Annotated in this window: 2 protein-coding genes; both read left to right on the forward strand. The window is 43.7% G+C overall.

The window, feature by feature from the left end:
- The coding region (locus WC259_RS08050) for a hypothetical protein (protein WP_372644176.1) at positions 1 to 703 on the forward strand (703 nt) is incomplete at its 5' end.
- A partial coding sequence (locus tag WC259_RS08055) for a tyrosine-type recombinase/integrase (protein ID WP_372644179.1) occupies positions 700 to 1,545 on the forward strand: 846 nt, incomplete at its 3' end. The genes WC259_RS08050 and WC259_RS08055, both read left to right, overlap by 4 nt.

Here is a 1,545-nt window from a genome sequence, read left to right on the forward strand (position 1 = left end):
AATTGAAAATAAGTTTCCCAAAGAGATACCGCCGACAGAAGAGACCTTAATAAAGCGGATTTCAGAGGCACGCACTAAAGCCAATGACCCCAGGGATGATAGCTGGCATTTGGGTACAGTGGATAAATACCCTGTATCAGTCTCGGCCATACCATTTATTTTACAGGTTCAGGCATCGAATCCTACTACCAAGATTTCCATAAGACGGGCACACTGGATTGATGTCTTGCATACCAGCATTAAAGATATTGCCTTGCTCTCTGATATCTCTCACCATTACACCTTTTATGAGAAAACATCAGAACTCGCTCAAACAGCCTTTAATACCGCCCGTTTTGATGCTCTACTGGTTAGCCCTGATAAACAGAAGAGCCTGCTAAAGTTGTTTATGGAGATGCAGAAAGACGTTGAGTGGGATACTCGTCATAGAGTTTTTAAGCACGTAACTGGCTCGGAAATGGCAAATATCATAGAGTCTATTGCATTCAGGGGTGATATGGCTTTCGGGATAAATCCGTTTAAAGCAGAAATTAAACTGGGTACAAGAGAAGAACTAATTAGTCTCTGTAAGAGCAATAAGGCAATCAAAGATCCTGATCAGATACCGGCCACTGATTTTATTCTAGCACTCAGCCGCCCGATCCTAATTTTAGACGGAATGAAGCCGATATTTATTGATGATATAAGCGGGCTGAAACGATGAGAGGAGCAATAATCAAACGAGGTAACTCTTACCGGGTTAAGATCTCTCTGGGCAAGGATTCAGTAAGCGGCAAGTATCTTTCCCATTATGAAACAGTCAAAGGCAACAAGAAGGCGGCCGAGAAGAGACTGAATGAGCTTATCCATCAGTTTGACTCCGGAACTTTTGTTAAGCCGGGCAAAGCAACCCTGTATGAGTATCTGCAATCCTGGCTTAATGACTACTGTAAGCCCAATCTCTCACCCAGGACTGTTGAGTTGTATTCTTATATCAGCACCAAGCATATAATCACCGCCTTGGGTAATATACCCATTGTGGAACTTAAACCCCAGCACCTGCAGCATCTGTATGCCGATAAGCAGTCTTCCGGCCTGAGTAACCGGACAGTCCAGATTATTCACGTAGTACTTCATAAAGCTCTCAAGAATGCAGTTAAGACTGGGCTCTTAAGCCGGAATATAGCTGAGGCGGTTGATGCGCCCAAGATCCAGCGACATGAAATGCAGGTTATGAATGAATCTGATATGCAGGTATTTCTGGAAAAGGCTAAGGAGACACCCTATTATGCTCTGTTTTATACCAGCCTTTTTACCGGAATGAGAAGATCTGAATGCCTGGCTCTGAGGTGGAGTGATATTGATCTGATACTCTGCCAGGTCTATGTTTCAAGTAGTATGCAATATGTTCAGGATGCTGAAATGGGAAAGCGGATAACCTTTAAAGAGCCTAAGACCAGCAAGAGCCGAAGACAAATAGCCCTTTCACCCAGTAATGCGATTATACTCAGGGAACACTATCAGGATCAAAGCGAGCTTAGGAAATCTCTGAACCTGCCCGGCTTT

It is taken from the genome of Dehalococcoides sp., assembly GCF_041654235.1.
Lineage (GTDB): Bacteria > Chloroflexota > Dehalococcoidia > Dehalococcoidales > Dehalococcoidaceae > Dehalococcoides > Dehalococcoides mccartyi_B.